General features: G+C 47.0%; 12 protein-coding genes. All 12 read left to right on the top strand.

Going from position 1 to position 18,113, the window contains the following annotated elements:
• Positions 1 to 37 precede the first annotated feature (37 nt).
• The 12 genes from U2F10_RS08115 to U2F10_RS08060 all read left to right on the top strand — a co-directional run bounded on the left by U2F10_RS08115 (position 38) and on the right by U2F10_RS08060 (position 18,084).
• Positions 38 to 919 (top strand): hypothetical protein, encoded by an 882-nt coding sequence (locus U2F10_RS08115; protein WP_499871665.1) that lies wholly within the window; start codon positions 38 to 40, stop codon positions 917 to 919.
• A 98-nt stretch (positions 920 to 1,017) separates the two neighbouring features.
• Positions 1,018 to 1,557 carry a 2OG-Fe(II) oxygenase gene (locus U2F10_RS08110; RefSeq protein ID WP_499871664.1) on the top strand — a complete coding sequence of 180 codons (540 nt, stop codon included), beginning with the start codon at positions 1,018 to 1,020 and terminating at the stop codon, positions 1,555 to 1,557.
• Between the two features lie 144 nt (positions 1,558 to 1,701).
• A complete protein-coding gene (locus U2F10_RS08105) occupies positions 1,702 to 5,232 on the top strand; it encodes a CHAT domain-containing protein (RefSeq protein WP_499871663.1) in 3,531 nt (1,176 codons plus the stop codon).
• Positions 5,233 to 5,827: 595 nt separating this feature from the next.
• Entirely contained in the window at positions 5,828 to 7,225 is a 1,398-nt protein-coding gene (locus tag U2F10_RS08100) for a phage tail sheath C-terminal domain-containing protein (RefSeq protein ID WP_499871661.1), read from the top strand.
• Positions 7,226 to 7,244: 19 nt separating this feature from the next.
• Positions 7,245 to 7,754 carry a hypothetical protein gene (locus U2F10_RS08095; protein ID WP_490794254.1) on the top strand — a complete coding sequence of 170 codons (510 nt, stop codon included), beginning with the start codon at positions 7,245 to 7,247 and terminating at the stop codon, positions 7,752 to 7,754.
• A gap of 1 nt (position 7,755) precedes the next feature.
• Positions 7,756 to 8,112, top strand: a complete 357-nt coding sequence (locus tag U2F10_RS08090) for a hypothetical protein (RefSeq protein WP_163700299.1) — start codon at positions 7,756 to 7,758, stop codon at positions 8,110 to 8,112.
• 14 nt (positions 8,113 to 8,126) lie between these two features.
• Positions 8,127 to 8,258, top strand: coding sequence for a hypothetical protein (locus U2F10_RS08085; protein WP_264315260.1), 132 nt, complete (start codon positions 8,127 to 8,129; stop codon positions 8,256 to 8,258).
• Positions 8,242 to 9,783 carry a hypothetical protein gene (locus tag U2F10_RS08080; protein ID WP_499871659.1) on the top strand — a complete coding sequence of 514 codons (1,542 nt, stop codon included), beginning with the start codon at positions 8,242 to 8,244 and terminating at the stop codon, positions 9,781 to 9,783. Before U2F10_RS08085 ends, U2F10_RS08080 begins: the two co-directional genes overlap by 17 nt.
• 2 nt (positions 9,784 to 9,785) lie before the next feature.
• Entirely contained in the window at positions 9,786 to 12,110 is a 2,325-nt protein-coding gene (locus tag U2F10_RS08075) for an MSCRAMM family protein (protein WP_499871657.1), read from the top strand.
• A gap of 13 nt (positions 12,111 to 12,123) precedes the next feature.
• Complete coding sequence (locus U2F10_RS08070; RefSeq protein WP_499871656.1) at positions 12,124 to 15,576, top strand: hypothetical protein; 3,453 nt, start codon at positions 12,124 to 12,126, stop codon at positions 15,574 to 15,576.
• A gap of 264 nt (positions 15,577 to 15,840) precedes the next feature.
• A complete protein-coding gene (locus tag U2F10_RS08065; protein WP_499871654.1) occupies positions 15,841 to 16,347 on the top strand; it encodes a hypothetical protein in 507 nt (168 codons plus the stop codon).
• A gap of 573 nt (positions 16,348 to 16,920) precedes the next feature.
• Positions 16,921 to 18,084, top strand: coding sequence for a hypothetical protein (locus tag U2F10_RS08060; protein ID WP_499871652.1), 1,164 nt, complete (start codon positions 16,921 to 16,923; stop codon positions 18,082 to 18,084).
• Positions 18,085 to 18,113 lie beyond the last annotated feature (29 nt).

Genomic DNA, 18,113 nt, shown 5'->3' with positions numbered 1-18,113 from the left:
CCAAGGACTTTAGTATCTCAGCAATGTTAAAAAGAACATGGGACATCTTAGCAAAACCGTCAAAATTATTGACTGTAATCCAGAACCTTGCTGCCATAAACCACGATTTCTTCTCAGTGATGGTATGATGCCGACCCATGAGACTTCCTATCATCAAAGTTATGTCGAGAATGCATTTATTCCATCTAACACTTGGCGAGAACCTACAAGTTTAGAAGAAGATGTGATGTCTTTAAAGGACGGTGAGAAATTACCTGCTTACGGCCAATATGTTGGCATCTTTAAGGTAACAGATTCTATGTTGAGTCCCTTTGAAGATATGGGGGTATCTTTTGCTGTAACCAAGCAAGACTGTCACTTTTTATGGTCTCAGGAAGGATATAGGCAAGCGATTGAGAATTTAAACTCCCAATTGAGTCCTTTTATCTTGTCTGTTCGAAACTATAAAGTGCACCCGTTGACAGTGAATGCTCCTGGCCTGAGGACGGTGACCTACAATCGAGAAATCGGAAAATATATCGGTTTACATTTGGATAGCTGGGATAAGCTGCCGCTGGGAAAAAGGCATACTGGCACCAATCGCATTTGTCTTAACCTAGGGCTTGAGGATAGATATTTCCTCTTTGTGGATCTGACGTTACTGGAGATAGTGCAGAGAATTGACAGTCAATGTCCTGTCTCTAAAAAAATGAGTGCAGCTAGTAAATCTGAATGGGTTAGACAGCAATTCTTCAAGCAATATCCTAGGCACCCAATTGTTAAAGTGAGAGTTGCTCCTGGTGAAGCATATATTGCACCTACAGAAAGTATTATTCATGATGGCTGTACATTAGGCAAAAAGTTTGCCGATGTTATTTTAACGATTCGTGGACATCTAAAGCTACCTAACAGTCTTTTGCCTAGAAAGATAGTAATCTAAGATGCTCTAAAGTTATGAGACTATTCGTGGCTAAATTCTGATTGTGTCAATATTAATTGCTTGAAACTTTCTTGTTCTGTCCATTGCTTAGAATAATAGTGAAACAGATTAGTATGAAACCCATCATAGATGGTGTTTGGGAAATTCCTCATTTCTTATCTCCAGAAGAATGTATGGTGATAATTCTCAAAGCAGAAATGTTGGGCTTTAAGCCTGCACAGGAGAGAAGTTCAGGGCGATATAATCAAGAGGTGCGTTTAGAAGAAACTACAATTTTAGGTACTTTAGCCATGAGGCTAATTAATTATTTATCTGATGATGGAGCATGCCAGTTGCAGCTGGCTGATTTGGGTGATCTGCTGGAATGTTACCGATACGATGAAGGAGAATATATTGCCCCCCATTCTGATGCCCACAAGAAGCTTAAGTCTGGATTTCTATCGAACTTAACCTTGATTGCCTACCTGAATGATGACATACAGGGGGGTGAGACATATTTTAGTGAGTCTAAATTGCCTATTGCTCCTAAACTTGGTAAGGCAGTTATTTTTAAGCAGGCACTGCGCCATGAAGGCGCTAAAGTATTACGGGGTACAAAATATATTATCCGTACTGATTTAGCTTGTGCAGGTCTATAGAACAAAGTAATTAACTCACTTGCTCCTATGGTTAGAGGCTAACGGAAGGAGACGGCACAACAATAAAGACTCTGGTTGGGGCTGTAGATGGGGGGATGGGGGGATTATTTAAGCGCAAGCGCCTAAAGTTATTTTTCTGATCCAATGATGTTATGTTCTCAAACACTCCATGCATTTGCTTCAGCCGTATTGCTACTGTTGACTTCATTGATTTATGGCAATGGAGCTAGTAATGTCCGATCTCAACAGGGCTATGATATGCCTCGTAATAGCTCCGGCGTTTTTGCTGATACTTTTAATTCTTTGAGTAATACGTCTAAGAACACTTTCGATAATGCTGCTGTTAACACTGTTTATAACTTCGAAGGAGATCAACAGCATTCTTCTACTGCCCAATCCTCTGAAGCTAGCTCTCAACTTTTTACAGCCAATCGTTTGCTACATCATGGAACTCAGCAGTTCCAGTTAAACCATCTCCATGAAGCGATACAGTCCTGGGAGCAAGCGTTAGCGATATATCAAAGCAATGAAGTCAGTGAGAATTTTCCAGAGTTGAGTCGTCGTGGGCGGGCCAAAGCTCTAGCCAGTCTCAGCCATGCTTATCGAGCTGCTAATCAGTATGACCAAGCAATTGACTATGCTCAACAAACCTTAGTCATTGCACGCCAACGCAATAGTCGGAAAGAAGAAGCTGATGCCTTAAACAATTTAGGCAACATATACTATTCATCCAGACAATTTGAAGAAGCCATTGATTTTCATCAGCAAGCTTTAGTAATTTACAGTGCAGTTTTAGACTACTCGGGAGAGGCCAATGCCTTAGGTGGCTTGGGAGTGGTTTATAGTGCCATAAGAGAGTATGAGCGGGCCATTGAGTTTCATCAAAAATCTCTAACAATCAGAGTACAGATTGATGATTTTGCCGGTGTGGCATTCTCTTTAAATAGCCTAGGCCTTGCATATAAATTGTTAGGGCAATATGAGGAAGCCATTGATTTTTATCAGCAATCTCTAGCCATAAGACAGAAAATAGGCGATCGCCGAGGAGAAGCGATTTCATTAAGCCATCTAGGTAACACTCATCATCTTTTAGAGCAATATCAGAGAGCTATTGATTTTTACATGCGATCGCTAACCATTAGGCAGGAAATTGGTGATCGTCGAGGAGAAGCGATTTCATTAAGGCATTTAGGGAACGTCTACGAATCATTAGCTGAATATGAACAGGCCATTGATTTTCATCAGCAATCATTAACGCTACAACAAGATGTTGGAGATTCTCGGGGAGAGGCAATTTCTTTAGGGGGAATAGGTGGTGTTTATCATGCATTAGGTCGATATCAGGAGGCCATTGACTTTTATCAGAAATCATTACTCATCACTCAGGAGATTGGTGATCGTCAAATCGAAGCCTATGCATTCGTTAATATTGGTAAGGCCTATTATGGACTAGGAAGGTACAAACAGGCTGTTGATTTCTTTTGGCGGTCTTTAAACATCTTTCAAAGCATTAGCGTTCGTCGAGGTGAAGCGAATGCCTGGAATAGTTTAGGCACTGCATATCATGCATTAGGTCAATATCAGCAGTCTATTATCTTCCATTCCCAATCTTTAAAGATTGCTCAAGAGATTAGTAATCTTCAGGAAACAGCTTCTGCTTTAGGAAACTTAGGGAAAAATTACTACGTTTTGGAGCAATATACACAAGCTATTGACTTTCATCAGCAATCTTTGCGTATTCAAAGAGAACTGCTTGATCGGCAAGGGGAAGCCGCATCTTTAGATAATCTAGGTGATGTGTATCGTGCATTAGGTCAATATCAATTAGCTATTGACTTCTATCAGCGGTCGCTTGCTATCACTCAAGAAATCAGCGATCGGCAAGGAGAAGCTGCATCCTTAGGTAACCTGGGGGAAGCTTATTATGCTTTAAATCAATATAGACAAGCTATCGAATTTCATCAACAAGCTCTTTATATTGCTCGAGAAGTTGATAGTCGAAAAGCCGAATCATTGGCCTTGGCAAACTTAGGCGAGGCTTTTGTTGGCCTTGATCATCCTGGATTAGCTATTATCTTCTACAAAGAAGCTGTTAATGTGCATGAGGCTGTTCGTAACGATATTCGAGGACTAGATAGTGAATTTCAGCACACCTACATTGAAACGGTTGCTGATGTCTATCGAACGCTTGTGGCTCTCCTTCTAGAACAAGGTCGTATTCCTGAAGCACAACAAGTTCTCGATCTCTTGAAGCTGGAAGAAATACGTGAATTCACCCGCACCACTCGTGCCACCTGGACAGGTACCGATCTGCAATACACCAAAATTGAACAGCCTGTTGTGGATGCCCACGGTAGCCTGATTGCCCTGGGGCAAGAAATCTATGCCTGTCGGCAAATCCGTTGCGGTGATCTAGAAAACTTGCGTGAGCAGCAACGAGTGCTGACGGACAGCTATGAAAAACAAGTGTCTCAATTTGAAGCTGCGATCGCAAGTAATGACCAAGAAGACGACCTCTTTCAATCCCCCAACAGCCTCAGTGACGATGCCTACAAGCTGTTACAGGCCAATCCTGATGCGGTCTTGATTTACCCCTTTGTGACTGACGATAAACTGTGGCTCCTTTGGGCCGCTGCAGGCGGTTCAGTCGGTAGCGTCCCCGTAACAGTTTCCCGAGGGGAATTATCCACAGTCGTCCAGCAATTTGGGGCTCAGCTTACCGATTTGAGCTTCCCTGCAGAGGTGCAAGCAAGCAGTCAGCAACTTTACCGTTGGCTGATTAAACCGCTCGAAACCGAACTACAGGCCAACAACATTCGTCAACTCATCTTTGTCAATGACCGCGTGACTCGCTACATTCCCATGGCCGCCTTGTACGATGGCGAACAGTATTTGCTCGAGCGCTACACGATCTCCACGGTCATTGCCCCTGCGATTACAGATACCGAAGCTACCCTGGCAGGGATTGATGAATCAGTCGCTTTGGGGTTGGGGCTAACTCAAGCTGTCTCAGGATTTAATCCGCTCCCGGCGGTTGCGCAGGAACTGGACGCCATCATTCGCAGCGATGATGCTGACCCGAGGGGTATTTATCCAGGCCAGGTCTTTCTTGATGATGACTTTACCCTAAAGGCCCTGCAAGCCAATGTTGAATTCCGGCAAATTCTACACATTGCCACCCACGCAGAGTTTGCCCCCAGTCGACCCGAAGATTCGTTTATTGTTTTGGGGAATGGCGATCGCATGAAGATCCAAGACATCGAAGTGATGCAAGAAAGCCTAAGGGATTTGCATTTAGTTGTGCTCTCTGCCTGTAAAACCGCCCTGGGAGGGACCGCCGGTGACGGTACCGAAATCGCCGGGATCAGTTCCTACTTTCTGGCAGCTAACCGTGCAGAAACCGTAATTGCCTCACTTTGGGCCGTTAACGATACCAGCACTAGCCTGTTGATGCAACGCTTCTACGAGTTTCTTGCCTCTGGCGAACTTACTAAAGCCGAGGCACTGCGCCAGGCCCAACTAAGTCTCCTCTACGACGAAGATACCGAAACTCGCCTTGCAGCCACCCGCGCCACGATCTCAGTTGAATCTCGTGATGGTAACCCCCTGGCTACTAATAGATTCCAACATCCCTATCACTGGGCACCCTTCATCCTCATTGGCAATGGGTTGTAATTCCTCCAGGTGAACTTACCCAACCTGAATTTCCAGAGATTAACATAATGGCGGTACCGGTAGGAGAGATCTCGCTGTTGGTAAGCCAGGAGAATACGAAGTAATACACAGAATAAAGAAATATATACTACTTTAAATTTTTGGATGCGGTTTCGTCCTTGAATCCATCACTTAAAGTATAAATTTATAGTTAGATGTAAGTGATTATGCGCATGAAAATCACAAGATTAGCTTACATGAGAGATTATTTTTTTTAGCTGCCTAGTTAATTCATTACTAATCATCACTAATAGGAGCAGTATGTACAACTTTCGACGAAGGCATTAGGCTTTCAATCATTTTATGTGAATCTAGATTTCCGGTGGCTCTTGAAGAAATCAAGAGTTACAAAAAGGTTGTATATCACGGTAATAGCTCAAATTAGTAGCTCCAAAAGATTCTATCGCTTAACAACGCTAGATAGATTGGTGATATTTAGATCACTCTTCTTGTTCTATTAAGTTACTGTTTGAGTAATTCAGAATGGTCAAGATTGCTGAATTTTTGAACTGCGTAGATTCAGATTTTGAAGATCGCGCCTCCAGGAGAGGAAACTATGTCAGAAATGATTTTGCCAGGGACTTACATTGAAGTACGTGCTGAGGGACTGATTAGTGCTGGGAGAATCTCTACAGGCAATATTGGTATTGTAGGAACAGCCTCAAAAGGGCCTGTCAACCAGCCAGTTTTGATTAGTAGCCTGGCTGAAGCCAAGGAAGAATTTGGTGAGGGCGATCCCAGTAATGCTACGCTGATGACGGCGCTGGCACTCATCTATAAAAATGGTGGTCGAACTGTCTATGCCGTTCGCACAGGTCAGAGGAGCCAATACACCTTTAAGAAAGATCAGGGAGATCAAGAAACGACGCCCGTATTAACATTGCAAGCACGGACGTCAGGAGATGCAGATAATCTAAAAATCAAGGTTAGTGAAGCGTCGAAAGACTTAGAAAATAGTGACACCGGTGGATCACCCTCCACAGATAAAGTTACAGTCAAGCTTTTTGAAGGCAATAGGACAAAAGAGACAGAATCTTACACTGTTACAAGCTTCCAGGATCTGGCAACACAAGTAAATGATCAGGCTGACAGTCTGATCAGTGCAGTTGATTTAAATGAGGCCCTGAAAGATACCCTCCCACCTAAGGTTGATGGAACAGATGGCAAATTTGAAGGTGGTCAAGATATTGATTATCCAGCCGGATTAGCAGCCTTAGAAAAGGAAATTGTAAATATAGTGGTGCTAGCAGGGCAGGATATTAAACAAGCCAAAATGCTAGAGGCGCTGCAAACACATCTCAAAACAACAGCTAATATCAAACGTGAACGTATTGGGGTGATCGGAACGAGTTTAGAGGAAGCTATACCACCAGCCAATGATATACCTGCGGATGATCGGTTGATCTTGGTGACGCCAGGCATTGTCACTAAAACTGCTGACATAAAAACAAACTTGTCTGGTGGTTATTTAGCGGCAGCCGTTGCGGGTGTGATTTCTTCACTGCCAGTACAAACCAGTCCTACCAACAAAACATTGGTATTGGAAGGACTCACAACAGAGTTTAACAGTGGTGAGCTAGAAAAATGTGTTCAAAACCGAATGCTGACCGTAGAGAAACGTAATGGCTTCCGAATTGTGAAAGGCATTACGACCCATAATGGTGCCTGGCGACAAATTACTACTCGGCGCATTGTGGACTATGCCATCTATGGTGTGCGTTCTAGCTGTGATCCCTACATTGGTAAGCTGAACAATACCCGTGTGCGCAGTGCAATGAAGGCAACGCTGGATGGGTTTTTGACACGTATGATTGATAACGAGGCCTTAGTTAGTTATCAACTAGACGTCTCTGCGACCCGTGCTCAGGAAATTGCCGGAGAAACCATGGTGACGATGACATTAATGCCTACGTTTAGTATCGATTTTGTCAAAGTAACGATGTATCTCAGCTAATTAAAGGAGATGTTTCATTATGCCAAATGCAAATGTTTTTCGAGGCTCTGATGCATCGCTGGTTTTAGCCGTCGATGATGTTGAGTCTGTAGAAGGTCAACTCGCGGAAAGCCTGATTGAGAATTATGAGTTTTCTAATGTGGTTGGTCGTCTACAAAATGTACAGGTGCGGGTTGAAAATGAGTTACGTCCATACCATGAGCTAGGTAAGCGATTTGCAACAGAATTGCGTCCAGGGAATATTAATGTGTCTGGTGTGGTCGAACGGGCTCATATTAATGGTGCTTTGATTCGTCTGTTGCTGGGGGATGGGGCAACCAGTCCACCGCCAACGGGCACCATTGCGCAACCTTCTTTCAATATTGTGATTAATCTCAGTAATCCGGCGATTCCAGATAATACCAATACCTTAACGGTATTTGGAGTCAAGTTTGAGAGTTGGAGTTTTAGCTTACCTGAGGATGATTTTGTGATGGAGTCCGCAACGTTTAAGGCGTTGCGCATTAGTGCTGAAGAGGTAGGAGGTTAGGGTGGCCTTGGTTGAAATAACACCTGATGAATTACTGGCAGGGGCGGCACTGACTTTTGATGTCGTTATTCCCAAGAGTATCTTGCATCCCCAGGGACAATCCCAAAAGGTTGAGGTCAATGATTCATCACTCACGGTTCAGTTACGACCGCTGACAGTTGGTACGTTTCAGCTGATTATGAAAGCCGCTCGTAATGATGCGGGGCTGATTCCATTGTTGATGATTAAAGAGTCTTTGGCTCAACCAACACTCTCTTTAGAACAGGTTAAGGGAATGCATTTGGGATTGGTTAATTTTTTGATTGCCCAAATTCGTCACATTAGCGGACTCGGAGAAAAAAAAATGCCTCTGCCTTAACACAATCATCGCTAGTGCGATCAAGCTATCGATTAGCCCGTGCCTTTGGCTGGACTCCCCAACAGTTGCAGGTGATGACCATGGGACAAATTTCCCTTTATCTTCAACTTTTAGACGAAGAGGCTGAGCATGAAAGATCCCTCTGACCATTTAACGACGCTGGGTAATGCGTTACGACAGAAGTATCAATCGCTTTGGCCCTGGTCATTAGATACCTGGTGTTCCCACGGGTTAGGGGATGAGGATTTGAGTAGTTTTCATCATCTGGAACAAGATATTCAGGAGGTATTACAAATCTGTGAAGAGCTGACTCAGCTTGAAGCGTGGTTAACGGCTCCATTTTTTCCCGTCCAGAGTAACCCCATTAATGGACAGCAAGATGTTGGTTTTCGGTACTCCGATGTCTCTAGTGCCGTTACTTGGCCACATGAATTGAAACCAAATAGCGATATCCAAAGTCGGGCGACTGTCGATAGAAGTCCGCCTATGATGAGTGATATATCTGCTCCCTCAAAATCAACTGACTATAAGTCACGACAATATTCATATCCTGTTTTGCCTCAGTCCAGTGATGGTGTCAATCCAGCGTCTTGTTCGGGGCTATCAAAAACACAACCAGAATTCAGCCACCCAATCGCTAGAGAACGGGCTAATCAAGTCTTCATACCACTCAAAAATGAAAAAGGTGAGCAAACTGGTAGTCTGCCAGTCACGAGGTTTGATCACAAAAATATATCTCAAGCAAGCTTGGATAAAACGTTTTCCAAACGGATTACCTCAACTCACTCAACTCACTCAACTCAACTTAGGCCGACAGAAACGTTGAATGTTGGTGTCGTTGGTGCAGCTGAACAACGAGTGCCAAACCAGCAACAGGATGCTCAAATCAGCATTCTGGAAAATTTGCCAAACCAATCAACTTCCCCGTCAACAAAGAAGCCTTTTGAATCGACTCAGTCCCAACCTTTGGCCACTCTCTCTTCAACTGTAAATAATCAAGTTATAAAAGATCAGATTTACACCTTACCAACGGTTAATGAGTCTCATTCCATGCCCCCAAGTATTCAGACTCAGGCCAATACTGCCAATACTGTTGATGCCCAACCGCTGAACTCAGAGCAGCCTGTCTCTACAGTGTTCACCCAAGCACCCATCAAGGATCTATCGGCGTTTGCCAATTGGCTAGATCATTCGTCTATTGAGTCTCCACAGGTTGATCAGTCTGACGATTCTTATGTGAGGCCACATCTTAAAATTCCGTCTAACGGTTCAAAAGTTAATCAGCAAACGTCTACAGCGTCTGTTGACTCAACTTCTGAACGTGAACGTGAGACTCTGTCCTCGCAGTGGCCAGAACCATTAGGGCATCAGCAATCAACACAGTTGCCAAGGGGCACGATTCCAGCGATAAACTCTTCCGAACCAAGACCAATCACACCAACCAGTCCTCTTCAACCGCAACACTCGACAGACATTTCCCCAACGGACATACACGCTACCCAATCGATAGAGTCTCCGGTAGATTGGCCAGCCGATTTCTCAACCATGTCCTCTGCATCGTCAGTACCATCGACAGATATTTTGCCTCTTGAGCTCCTGGATTTAGAGGAGGTCATGGCGGCCATTTCTGCAGAAATCTCCCGTGAATACCATCGATTTTATGGAGACTAGCTATGCCGATTGAACTGGCCAAAATCCAGTTAGATCGGGTCCACAAAGTGGATACTCTGGAGCGGGCTGCCCTAGTTCATCATCAGGTGCCGGGCCTAGAAGGGAATATCACCCAAAATCTGGGGCGTAATTCCGTTCGATTGCAGATTGAAGGGATCTTTTATGGCACGTCTGCCGAAGAGGATTTGGAGACCCTTCGAAAAGCGTATAAACAACGGGAGCCCGTTGACTTTCTGGCTGACATTGTTGGTAGGGCCTATTTTAGCCAGGTGGTCCTGGAGCAATTTGATGTGTTGCAAGCCGCCCAGGCTCCTGAGCAATTCAGCTATCGGCTCACCATTGCCGAGTATGTGCCCCCAAAGCCATCCACCATTGCTGACGCAGCTGCGGTCGATCAGGCAATCCAGTCCCAGGCGCAGCTCTTGTTGGATATCGCCACCCTACCGGAGGCGCTGAGTATGGGCAGCTTGCCTGCCCTGACCAACCCCGCTGAGCCGCTGCAAGGAGCCCTCAATCAAATCACCGTCGCCACAGAAGAGCTGCCAGCTGTTGCTGATGGCTTAAGGGGCCTGTTGGACCTCAAAATCGAACCCGTTCAGCCCCCAGCACAAGAAATACCTGAACCGCCTGAGCTCACGTTAAGTTGGCAGCCTAAACCGTCACTCCAGACGTTGCTTGAGTCAGGGGTGCCCATTGAACGTCTATTGCAGTCCGGTATTTCGGTCAACGAGCTATTAGAAGCCGGGGTAGCGATTAGCGATTTACTAGCCGCTGGGGTGTCAGCCAAGGCGCTGTTACAAGCCGGGGTGACCGCTGAGACCCTATTACAGGCAGGTGTAACCGTTGACGCCCTGTTGGGGGCTGGGCTATCGGCTGAGCAGGTGCTCAAAGCGGGCGGCTCGGTGGAAGATTTATTGGCTGCTGGGCTATCGGTTGAGGCACTGCTGAATGCGGGCGCTACGGTGGAAGACCTGCTGACCGCAGGCGTGCCAGTTAGCGATCTGTTACAAGCGGGTGTTGCCCTAGACGAGCTACTCACCGCTGGGGTGGGGGCAGATGTGTTGCTGGCTGCCGGAGTCTCAATGGAGGATCTGACAGCGGCTGGGGTTGACCCAGAACAGCTTAAGGCCCTGACCCAACCGGGTGATTTGCCACCCGTAGAGACTGCTCAGATAGTTTTGTTATTGGTGGATGAAGCTGGTAATGCGATCGCAAATACAGCATATGAACTTCTCTTGCCCGATGGCACCCGCCAATCGGGTCAATTAGACGATCAGGGACGTGCCCAGATTGAAGCACGCTTAACAGAAACCTATCGCCTGAGTTTCCCCGAGTTAGATGCCGCAGATTGGGAACTGTTAACCAGCGAAGCCAGTGGTCTATCGGAGAGTCCCTCTGATAGACCCTCTGATAGGCCATCGACCGATCAACCTGCTGAGAGTCCCTCCGATAGACCACCTATAGAGCCACCTGAACCCAATGCTCACATAAGTATCACCCTGGTGGATGATGCGGGTCAGCCACTGGCTAATCAGACTTATGAACTCACCTGGCCCGATGGCACCGTGCAAACAGGGCACTTAAGCCCCCAAGGAGACGCGACCCTTGAACAATTGCCCGTCGGCACCTATGGACTAAGTTTCCCGAACCTGGATGCAGCAGATTGGGAATTGCAAACCAGTGAAACAGAGGCACAACAACCCGAAACACCAGAGGATCGTCCTCCTCTCCCCCAAACTCCAACTCAGCCCCCCGCAGAGAGTCGCCCAGATGAAACATCAGGAGCCCCCTCATCTGTCCCTGAGTCCTCGGTAGCTCCTCCTGTACAGGCCACTGCCCAGGTAATTATTACCCTGGTGGATGATGCAGGTCAGCCCATGGCCAATGCAACCTATGTGCTTAGCCAGGCGGGCGAGACCGTGCGTACAGGTACCTTAGATGACCAAGGCAACATTCGTCTTGACCAACTATTGCCAGGGGCCTATGAGATTACCTTCCCAGAGTTAGATCAAGGAGACTGGCAGCTGGCTCCCACCCTAGATGAGACTGAGCCCCAGAAGCTGACAAGAGACTTGCCCAGGGAATCTCCTGTAGACGATGGGGCCACAGACCCCTCTGCGACCAAATGGCTTGCCCTAACAGTGTTGGATGACGATAACAGGCCTTTGACCGGGCTGCGCTATGAGCTATATCAGGACGATGAACAGGTGCAGACAGGTGTTTTAGATGACCAAGGAAGACTCAGGATTGAAGGACTGGCGGGAACTGTTTATACCTTCTCATTCCCAGAGTTAGACCAGGATGATTGGCAATGGTTAGAGGAGTAAGGAGAGAACCATTATGGAACAAAGTACTTCGGAACAGAAGGGGTTTTTGGCCATCCTACAAACGTTTCAGAAACCAGACAGTGGCGGTTTGGTTGAGCAGTTTACCGGACTGACCCAGGGCATTTCTTTACCTCAGTTTTCCATCGGGGATACGGTGACAATTCCGAAACTAGACGCCCTGACGGGGGCTGTTGATCGCTTTACAGATTTAGCCCAAACCCTGCCGTCTAACCCTGACGACCTGCTCAGTGGGCTGCTAGGTGAGCTCCAGGGGGTAGCCGATGGCTCGCTGGAAATTGAGACGTTAATGGCTCCCCTGACCACCTCATTTATGGGGGCAGCGCCAGTGTTGGGTGAATTTCAAACCATGCTGGAAGCGCTGACGGAGACTGTTTTTCCGGCATTGAGTCAGCTGAGTGAACAAACTGTTGATGCCAACTATCTAAGCGAATTGTTGTCAGTTTCATCGCTGGGCGAGACTGCCCTCACCCAACTAAGCGATGTGATCGGTCCCTATGGGGGGCAGGTTGAAACGCTTAGTTGGTTACTGACTGGATTGACTGAAGAAAGCGCCACTGAAGGTTTTCAAACCTGGATGGATGACCTGGTGGCCCTGCCTTTGGACCATCAGCTAACCGACGAGCATCTGACTCACTTAGAGCAACAGGCGAACCAACTGACGCGTCAAATCACTCGTTTAGAGGCCAAAACCCAGACCGCATTTGATCATGTGGAGCAGTTTGAAGGGACACTTACCAATCTCTCAAACCAGGCCATGGAGAAACTGGATACGGTGATGACCGGGCTCGATCCCCATGCGCTGGGAGCCCAACTTAATTTGCTCCCCCCCAATGCCCTGGACATTCTGCAACAATTTGATCTCAGCCGCATACTGGACCAGTTGCAACCGGCGATCGCAACCCTAGAAAACCTGGTTAGCCAGGGCGTTGGCCAAATCACAGCGGGGATTGAAACCGTGGTGGGCACCATTGAGAGTGCGATCGCAACCGCCGAGCAGGCCCTGGTCAAAGCCAGTGCCCTGGTGACCAACTTGATCCAGCAGATTGTTGACTTTATCCAAGGGTTTGACCTTACTGGCCTGATCAATCAAGCCAAGGCCATGTTTAACGACATCACCGACCAAGTGAGTGGTGTGATCAACCAGGTCAATGTGGCCATTGGGCAAGTGTATGGATTAGTCAAAGGGCTGATCGATAAAGTCGCAGCCTTTGACATTAAGACCCTCGTCAGTCAGTTCCATGCCCTGATTGCCCAAATGACCGCTCTTTTAGATCATCCCCAGGTTCGGAGTATTTTAGACCAAACTAAACAGGGCATTGACCAGGTGGTGCAACAACTGGATGAGGTTAGCCTACAGCCCATCTTTGACGATGTCCTTAACCAGGTGGACACCGTTAAAACCACCCTGGCTTCGATCAATGTGGCCGAGCTGAACCAGATGTTGCGCACGGCCCTATCCGCAGCCTTAGACCTGGTGCGCAATGCCATTGACCCACCCTCCCAGGCCACCGACATTCTCAAAGAAGGCTACCAGACCCAGATAGCAGAGCCGATTTTGGGTGGCGTGATCGAACCGGTCAAGGCCCAGCTTGATCAGGTGGTGGATATTATCAATCGCTTTGAACCCGGCACCCTGGTGGGTGAGCTGCTAACCCCTCCCTTTGAAGCCATGGTTGCCCAGGTGGAAGCCCTGGTTGACCCCGATAAACTGGTGGAGCTGATGCAGCCGATCAGCCAGTTTCAAGCCGACTTACTGGCCAAAGTAGATGCTGTTGCCAGCCCCAAAACCTTGCTGGCACCGCTGGTGGAAATCTATCAGCAGCTGATGGGATTTGTGCGATCGCTCTCACCGCGTCAGCTACTCATCCCCATCAATGACCTATTGCACACCGTCACCCAACAGCTAGACAAACTGGGGCTGGAGACATTGGTGGATCAGGTGGTGGGCTCAGTGCGCCAGGTCACCGATACGATCAGTGGCTTCCGTCTGCAAGATCAGCCCTTTTGGCAACCCGTGCAAACAATTTTAGACGGTGGGATTACGCCCTTTTTAGAGACTGTTGTAAACAGCTTGCACGGACTTGTCGATGGCCTGGATCTCTCCGCTCTAGACCCGATGCTCAGCCCCCTGCGCACGGCAGCCACCACAATCATGGCGCAAATCCGTGAACCGGTCTTGTTAGATCAGGTTAAAACAGTGATTCAGACCGTGGCTGATTATGAAAAGACCTACCTGGCTGAGATCACCCAGCTAGCCCAGGGTTGGCAACAACAAACCCGGAGACTAAACGGGGCAAACCAGATCCCATCAGAACTCCAAGCACGCTATGAACAGTTACAAACCCAGATACAAACCTTCAACCCCGTCACCCTGCTGGCCATTCCCACCAGTTTGATTGACCAATTTAACCAAAAACTCATCAGTATTTTAGATACCCTCGAACGTCTCTGGCTGCGCCTCACCCAGCGTCTCGATCAGGGGCTGTCAGCCATCGACAACCTGGTGAACAATGGGGTAGCTGGCCTTAAAACCTATCTAAATCAGGCAATAGACGGTCTGGTGGCTGGCCCCATTGACGCCATTACCCAACAGCTTGAGCAGCCCCTTGCCCACATCAGCAGCGCGATTCAGTCTATTTTGGGGCTACAGGAGCACCTGGCGGTCTTTAACCAAATACCTGACGGATTAGCCCGCATTGGCCAGGCCATGATTGGCATTAAGGATAAAGTGCAGGGGTTTAATCTCGACTTTTTAGCAGAACCATTACAGCGGGTAAAAGCAGAAGTGGTCAAGCCCCTGGCGGCACTCAATCCAGAAACCGCTTTAATTGCCCCCTTACAAAAGCTATATAACAAAGTCCGGCGCAGTTTAGAACGGTTGGCCCCCGCCCAACTATTAGCAACAGCCCGAGGTAGTATCACTGTCACATTAGCCGCGCCAGCGTCGAATGCCATTGCGATCCCCAGCGGTACCCCTCTTGTAGCAACCACTCCCATGGGGGATATCTGGTTTGAAACCTTAGAAAACAAAATCTTTGACCCTGGTGTCGCCACTTTGGAGATGCCAGTACAGTCTTTGGTCTTGGGCCGAGCGGGTGACGTGACGATCCCCGAAGACGTGAGCTGGCAGGTGAATCAAGCAGAAAATCTACCCAAAGAGCTAACAACGGCAGATCTAAAACAAACTTCCCCTATTTTGAGCCTGACAACCCTAGTTCGCGAAGTTTTGCTAGGAAAGCTAACTCTATTTCACCCGGTTGAGCTAATTGCTAAACCCTTAAACGAGCAATATCAAAAGATTATTCAGCTTAAGGATGAGTTAGGCATTGAGACCTTGTTTGATGCACTGTTTGAAAAACTATATGCCCTCAGTGAAGAGATTGAGGCCGGTGTAGACAAGCTGGGGGTTAGCTTCAATGGTTTGTTAGCCGCCATGCCTTTGTAAAAAAGAATTATAAAAACGTAAAAGGAGATACCAATGCCACCCGAAAAGACTGCACAAATTGAAACATTTTAAAAGTGTTTTTTCACGTAGAATATATTGTAATGTAAGCAAAGATGACTTTTAAGTCCGGTATCGAAGGGCATCCACAAGGGAGTGCCCCTACAGGATTGTCCATTTTTAATTGGGCTTAATGAATTCGGATTTGGTATTGTGTCTCTCTTTCTAGGAAATTAATTAAGTTTACGGCCTAAAAGGTGGCTATCTATGGAGAGTTCAGGTGAGGTTTATGTTGTTAAGTTAGGCGATACGCTAACGGGCATTGCCCATACAGCGGGGTTTCGTTCGACAGATACTATTTTTTATCATCCTGAAAATAACAATCTACGGCGGCAGCGACCGGATGGTGAATTGTTTGTAGATGACAAGATTTTTATTCCTGAAAAACGGGTCAAACAGGTACAAATTGAAGCCTTTGGGCCAGATGATCCCCGTAATCGTCAGTATGTATTTCAAGTAAAGACACTCAAGGCCTATTTCTCTTATGCGTTTACTGATGAGAATGATGAACCCTATGCCAATAAGCGCTATGAGCTAGAGGTCAGTGGTGAAACCTACACGGGTACTACAGATGTTAATGGCTATATGAGTCAGGCCGTATCGCCAACGGCTACACAGGCCAATTTGACCCTATGGTCCAGTGAGGACGATGCTACAAAACCCGTTAGTTGGGAGTTTCCCCTCGGGGCAGGTGATCCTGAGGAGATGGCGTAGAAACCATTAATAAATTTCTAAAATATTGGGAGGAATTTCTAAAATATCGTAGAGACGCTCCATGGAACATCTCTACATTCAAAGGTTCAAATTTAGTCATGATTTATATGGGGTTGTCAGGGCTACGGTGTACAAACATCTCGGCAGGGAGTTCAGAATCCTGCCTTACCTCCCTTAATTCCCCCTTACCAAGCTACGGTGTATACATAAGTCAGAGAGAATGGCTAAAACCCTTAAAAATCCTAGGTTTCAATATGGCCTACTAGGGGTTCCCCTTCGTAAGGGGAACCGTCAGGGAGGGGGCTGGATAACTAGCGCTAACGACCGAAGACCCCTCCGTTGGTTCCCCTTGCCAAGGGGAACCGTTGTTTATCATACTCGATGCCAATCATCTTCCAGTTGTGTGTACACCGTAGCCTTACCAAGGGGGAAACTCCAGTTCTCCCCCTTACCTTAGGCTTTAGCCCATGCCCGGAGGGCTTTAGGGGGAGTTAGAGGGGGTAATGCAACCGCCAACACTAAATTCCAATACTTGTATGTACACGGCAGGGGTGTCAGGGAGAAATATATCAAATGCCTGTTGAAGCGACCAAATTAATCAAACAACAGCCATTGGATAAACCAGGGGCAGATTATCCGTTTCCGCCGTTGGTGGGGTTAGATAAGCCACGCAAACCGACCAGGCAACCCCCGCGTCGGCTCAGTCTAAAGCCGTTGCCCCAGCGATATGGCATTGCCCCGCCAACAGTGAGCAGCAGTCCTTTCCATGGCGTGACTAGGCTGTCGTTGATCTTGGGTGATGAGGTATCGGAAACATTTAACAATGGCAAAGGGAACAAGACAAAAAAGGGGAAATACTTTGCAGAGGTGTCAGAAACCTTTAGCTTTATCTCGCGGGTACAGAATCCATTGATTGCGTGGAAGGTGCGCAATATGGATCGGTTTTATAAGGCTAAGTTTGAACTATTTGCACCGGGCTATCCTGAGGCGATTTGGGAAACGGTGTGGGATCAGGGAATGCTCAGCACTTACCTGCGACGGGGTGAGTTAGTGGCTGGCAGCAAGATTAAGGATGGAGAAGAGGTGGAGATTCCTTGGCTGGGGAGTATTGCCTGGAATGATCTGGTGGTGGATAATTATCAGCCAGATTTTCCGAATGGGTATTTGCCGCCGGAGAAGGGACCCTATCAGCTGCGGTTGACGATGAATGATGGCAAGCCGGGGACGGATAAGATGGGGTATCCGTTGGTGGCTTGGACATATTTTTATACGGAACCCCCGAATTTTGATGATGACGATGACTTTGGCATGTTGAGTTTACTGGTTGAAGAGAAAGCGGGGGTGGGGTATCGATTGGATGATGGGATGATGCCGCCAAGTGAGGGAACGGTGGATGAAGATGGGATTTTAGTACATCCGGTTTGTTTGTGGGCAGCCTCCATATTATTGAAATTCCAAGATGAATCTGAGACTTTTGAGATTGACTTGAAGGGCAGTGGATTTGATGATGAGGATATTTTGTATGACGAAGATATTCTATTATCTTTACAACTAATAATTAAAGAGAAAGCTGGCAAGCATTATATTATAGATGACGGTATTTTGCCGCGAAATAAAGGGAGTGTTGATTCGGACGGACTTTTAATTCATCAAATCTCTACAGAGGCAGAAGGCTTTTTATTATCATTTGAAGACGAAGATGAGCCATGGGAAATTAATCTCTTAGTGACCGATTAAGTAAGTTAAATCAAGTATTAGTAGGAGTT

The organism is Leptothoe sp. EHU-05/26/07-4, assembly GCF_043421015.1.
Lineage (GTDB): Bacteria > Cyanobacteriota > Cyanobacteriia > Phormidesmidales > Phormidesmidaceae > Leptothoe > Leptothoe turfae.
The sequence above is the reverse complement of the archived record's forward strand: the minus strand, read 5'-3'. Positions and strand labels throughout refer to the sequence as shown.